Origin of the sequence: Mesorhizobium sp. LSJC280B00, from assembly GCF_000502835.1 — a bacterium.
In the GTDB taxonomy this organism is placed as follows: Bacteria; Pseudomonadota; Alphaproteobacteria; order Rhizobiales; family Rhizobiaceae; genus Mesorhizobium.
This window is the reverse complement of the sequence record NZ_AYVL01000089.1, coordinates 1-3,953: the sequence shown is the minus strand read 5'-3', so window position 1 is coordinate 3,953 and position 3,953 is coordinate 1. Positions and strand designations below refer to the sequence as shown.

The following is a 3,953-nucleotide window of genomic DNA, read 5'->3' as shown; positions in this document are numbered from 1 at the left end:
CGCTGGAGGCGGTTGCGCCGATGGCGATCGAAGCGGCGTTGGAGGCTGAACGGATGCAGCTGGAGAGCGAAGCCAAGCGGCGGCAGATGATCGAGATGGACCTGCAGCAGGCGCGCTATGAGGCATCGCTCGCCGAGCGCCGCTATGCCGCTTGCGACCCGGAGAACCGGCTTATTGCGGCCCAGCTCGAGAGGAGTTGGGAAGCCACGCTCAGGCGCGTGGAGACCTGCGAGGCCCGGCTGAGCGAAGTCCAGCGTGTGGAGCCTGTCGACGCGGTTCCGGACTTCACGGGCCTCGCCCAGAATCTCGAGGCCACCTGGAACGCGCCGGGTGTCGACATGCGCTGTCGTCAGCAACTGCTGCGCGCGCTCATCAAGGACATCGTGGCGGATGTCGATGACGATGCGCGCGACGTGATCTTGACCATCCACTGGCACGGAGGCCAGCACTCGCAGGTACGGGTTCGCAAGCCCAAATCCGGAGAGCATGGCCAGCGTACGCCTGAGGAGGCTCTGGCGATCATGCGATCCATGGCAACCCGATGGTCGGATGCCGAAATCGCTGCCACACTCAACCGCATGGGCATGCAGACCGGTCAGGGAAAGACCTGGACCGCGCGTCGCGTCCAATCGCTGCGCACGGTGCACAAGATCAGCGGCTATCGCTCGTCCGACAAGAATGGCGAGTGGCTCACTATGTCGGACGCGGCCGCGAAGCTCGGGGTGTCGCACGTCAAAATCCGCCGGTTCATCAGGGATGGCCTCTTGCCTGCCGAGCAGGTCATGCGCGGCGCGCCCTACCAGATCCGCGCCAGCGACCTCGAAGACGAACGGATCAAGGCCGATTTGGCGCGCAATATTCCGCGTCGCATCCACGACGACAACCAGGAATCGCTGTTTTCCGCCATTTGAAAAGGAGGTGCATAATGAATCAGTCTTCGCGATGCCGCGCAGGGCTCGCTCGGCTGCATTGTTGGATAGGCAGATCCGCCCATCGTCGAGGAACCGGGTGAAGNACAAGATCAGCGGCTATCGCTCGTCCGACAAGAATGGCGAGTGGCTCACTATGTCGGATGCGGCCGCGAAGCTCGGCGTGTCGCACGTCAAAATCCGCCGGTTCATCAGGGATGGCCTCTTACCCGCCGAGCAGGTCATGCGCGGCGCGCCCTACCAGATCCGCGCCAGCGACCTCGAAGACGAACGGATCAAGGCCGAACTGGCGCGCAATACTCCGCGTCGCATCCACGACGACAACCAAGAATCGCTGTTTTCCGCCATTTGAAAAGGAGGTGCATAATGAATCGGTCTTCGCAATCGGAAGAAAAAAACTGGCTATTTGCCGGCGCCGACACCGGCGCGGAGACCCTGGCTCGCGCCATGACAATCATCGAGACGGCCAAGATGAACGGCATCGATCCGCAGGCATATCTCGCAGACGTGCTCGACCGCATCCAAGATCACAAGATCAATCGCCTCGACGAGTTGCTTCCCTGGAATTGGTCACCTGTCACCGCCATCTCCGCCGAGGCTGCCTGATGGCAACGGTGACCCATGTGTTCAGCATCGACTACGTCGCCAAATTGCTCGATGAAGATGCCGAACTCCTTCAGGCGATCGTCAGCAATGATGACAACCTGAGCTACGGCAGCATCATCAGCGTCTACACCGGACCGGACGAAGCAATAACTTCGCTTACCCGCGACGGAATGGAAGAGCTGGAGCAAATGCTTACCCATGCGCGCCGCACCGCTGACGAATGGAGTGACTTCCTCGAAGCCTTCGTCGATGACCAGGAACTCATCGCTCGCATCAAAGCGAAATCTCCGCGGTAACAACCGGGCGGTTGCTCTCAATCTCGCATATCGCTGGTTCTGCCGGCTCGGGCTGGAAGGCGATGTGCCTGACCATTCGACCTTCTCGAAGAACCGCCACGGTAGGTTCCGCGATAGCGGCCTTCTGCGCGAATTGTTCGAGACGACGGTGCGCCGTTGCATTGCGGAGCGACTGGTAGGAGGCGAGGGTTTTGCCGTCGACGCCAGTTTGATCCGTGCGGACGCGCATCGTCAGAACGGCGTGAAGGCGAAGGAAGAGCTCGACCCATCCGCCAAGCGGGCCGTGGCCGAGTATCTCGCTGTCCTGGACGATGCGGCGTTCGGCGCGGCCACGCCGGTTGAGCCGAAGTTCATCTCGCCTGTCGATCCCGCCGCGCGCTGGACGGCTTCCTAGGGCGGCCCGGTGCCTATTGCGCCAACTATCTGATCGATGTGGAGCACGCTGTCATTGTCGATGTGGAGCCATCGACTGCGGTGCGCCAGGCCGAGGTCACTGCGGCCAAGAGGATGATCGAACGCTCCCACGACGATCACAATCTGTGGCCGGAGCGGCTGATCGCCGACGCTGGCTATGGCTCGGCCGAGATGCTGGCCTGGCTGGTCCATGAACACGGCATCGAGCCGCATATGCCTGTCTTCGACAAATCCGAACGCCGGGATGGAACCTTTGAACGGGCGGACTTCGAATATGACCGCGAGCGCGATCTTTACGTCTGTCCCGGCGGCAGGGAATTGCGGCAAAGACAGCGCAACTTCACAAATGAGCGTCCGCCACCGGTCGACGACATCGGCATGGTTCGTTACCGCGCTCGCAAGGCCGACTGTAAGCGCCACGCCGCTCCCCTCGTGCGGGGCATGAGGTGAATGTGCGAAGAATCCCCCCGATCGCGAGAGACGCGGCCGACAATCCACGATCTCGCTACCGCGGCAGGCGTTTCGGTGGCGACTGTGAACAGAATTCTGAGTGGCACCGTTTCAGTTCGCCCGAAAACCGTCCAACGCGTTCAAAGCGCAGCGGAAGAGATTGGGTTTTACGGAATCGGAGCCATTGATGATCGGGCTCGTAAGATATCTCCACATTACCGACTAGGCTTCCTGCTTCAGCAGTCGACCCGCGACCTCTATCAGTTGTTCGGGAAGAAGATTATTGCCGCCTGTCGTGAGCGTCGGGATGAGGTCATCGATTCAGTAGTCGACTTCGTCGATCTGCTGACACCCGAGACAATCGCGAGCCGGCTGATTGCGCTCGGCGATTCATGCGACGCCGTTGCGGTGGTCGCGGCAGATCACCCAATTATTGGCCAGGCGATCCGCTCACTGACGGAAGTGGGAAGACCGATTGTTTCTTACATTACGGATCAATCCGCACCGGAACGTGCAGCTTATGTTGGCACAGACAATTGGAAGCTGGGTCGCACGGCGGCCTTCCTGATCACCCAAACCACTCAAGGACCGGGTCGTATTGCGGTTTTCATAGGAAACCATCGGTATCAATGCCAGGACGTCTCAGACGCCAGTTTCCGTTCGTATTTGCGCGAACACGCTCCGCGGCTCACAGTGGAGGAAAGCCGCCCAACCCACGAGGAATCGAACGAGGCTTATCGAATGGTGGCCGAGTTGCTTAAGACGAATGACGATCTTGTGGGAATTCTGATCGTCGGTGGCGGAATTACCGGTGTACTTCGTGCTTTGAGGGAGGTGTCCTCAGAGAGGCGAGCGGGTATCAAGGTGGTATGTCGTGACATTGGCCCCGAAACCCGAAAAGGACTGTCCGAGGGCTTGATCACAGCAGCTCTCTGCCACCCCCTTGAAGCCACTTCGGCCCTTCTTGTACAGACAATGATTGATGTCATTGGACCACAGGCGCCCTTAGCTACTCTTCAGCGGTCCATACCTTTCGAAATAGTCACCCCGGAGAATATCTGACGCAAATGTCAGCTAGGGGTCGCCCACTCGATTGTTTAAATAACATGTAACCTTTTGAAATTGCTGTGGAATATTTTCCAGCGTCGCGCAAACTCCGACATCAAGATCGTCATGCGCGGCAGATATCGAGGTGCAGCGCCTGTGTGGCCGCATGTCCGCCGGTGCGCCGCATCTCGTCGTACAGCATCGGAAAGAT

The 3,953-nt window shown here is 59.6% G+C and carries 4 protein-coding genes and 3 pseudogenes; 6 read left to right on the top strand and 1 reads right to left on the bottom strand.

The genetic code is table 11. The features are described from left to right. On the top strand, positions 1 to 911 hold a 911-nt coding region (locus X773_RS77820; RefSeq protein ID WP_023680925.1), incomplete at its 5' end, for a helix-turn-helix domain-containing protein. Between the two features lie 27 nt (positions 912 to 938). On the opposite strand, the pseudogene X773_RS78875 reads toward X773_RS77820, so the two are convergent. Next, a pseudogene (locus X773_RS78875) lies at positions 939 to 1,013 on the bottom strand (transposase); the annotation flags it as partial. 52 nt (positions 1,014 to 1,065) lie between these two features. Here X773_RS78875 and X773_RS78870 point away from each other — a divergent pair. The 5 genes and pseudogenes from X773_RS78870 to X773_RS73245 all read left to right on the top strand — a co-directional run bounded on the left by X773_RS78870 (position 1,066) and on the right by X773_RS73245 (position 3,757). Beyond that, positions 1,066 to 1,281, top strand: a complete 216-nt coding sequence (locus tag X773_RS78870) for a helix-turn-helix domain-containing protein (RefSeq protein WP_245274901.1) — start codon at positions 1,066 to 1,068, stop codon at positions 1,279 to 1,281. A 41-nt stretch (positions 1,282 to 1,322) separates the two neighbouring features. Next, positions 1,323 to 1,535: pseudogene (locus tag X773_RS73260) on the top strand (transposase domain-containing protein); the annotation flags it as partial. After that, positions 1,535 to 1,831, top strand: coding sequence for a hypothetical protein (locus X773_RS73255; RefSeq protein ID WP_023680922.1), 297 nt, complete (start codon positions 1,535 to 1,537; stop codon positions 1,829 to 1,831). The pseudogene X773_RS73260 and the gene X773_RS73255, both read left to right, overlap by 1 nt. 16 nt (positions 1,832 to 1,847) lie before the next feature. Further along, positions 1,848 to 2,656 (top strand): annotated as a pseudogene (locus X773_RS73250) (transposase); the annotation flags it as partial. Positions 2,657 to 2,695: 39 nt separating this feature from the next. After that, positions 2,696 to 3,757 carry a LacI family DNA-binding transcriptional regulator gene (locus tag X773_RS73245; RefSeq protein WP_031213459.1) on the top strand — a complete coding sequence of 354 codons (1,062 nt, stop codon included), beginning with the start codon at positions 2,696 to 2,698 and terminating at the stop codon, positions 3,755 to 3,757. The last annotated feature ends 196 nt before the right edge of the window (positions 3,758 to 3,953 follow it).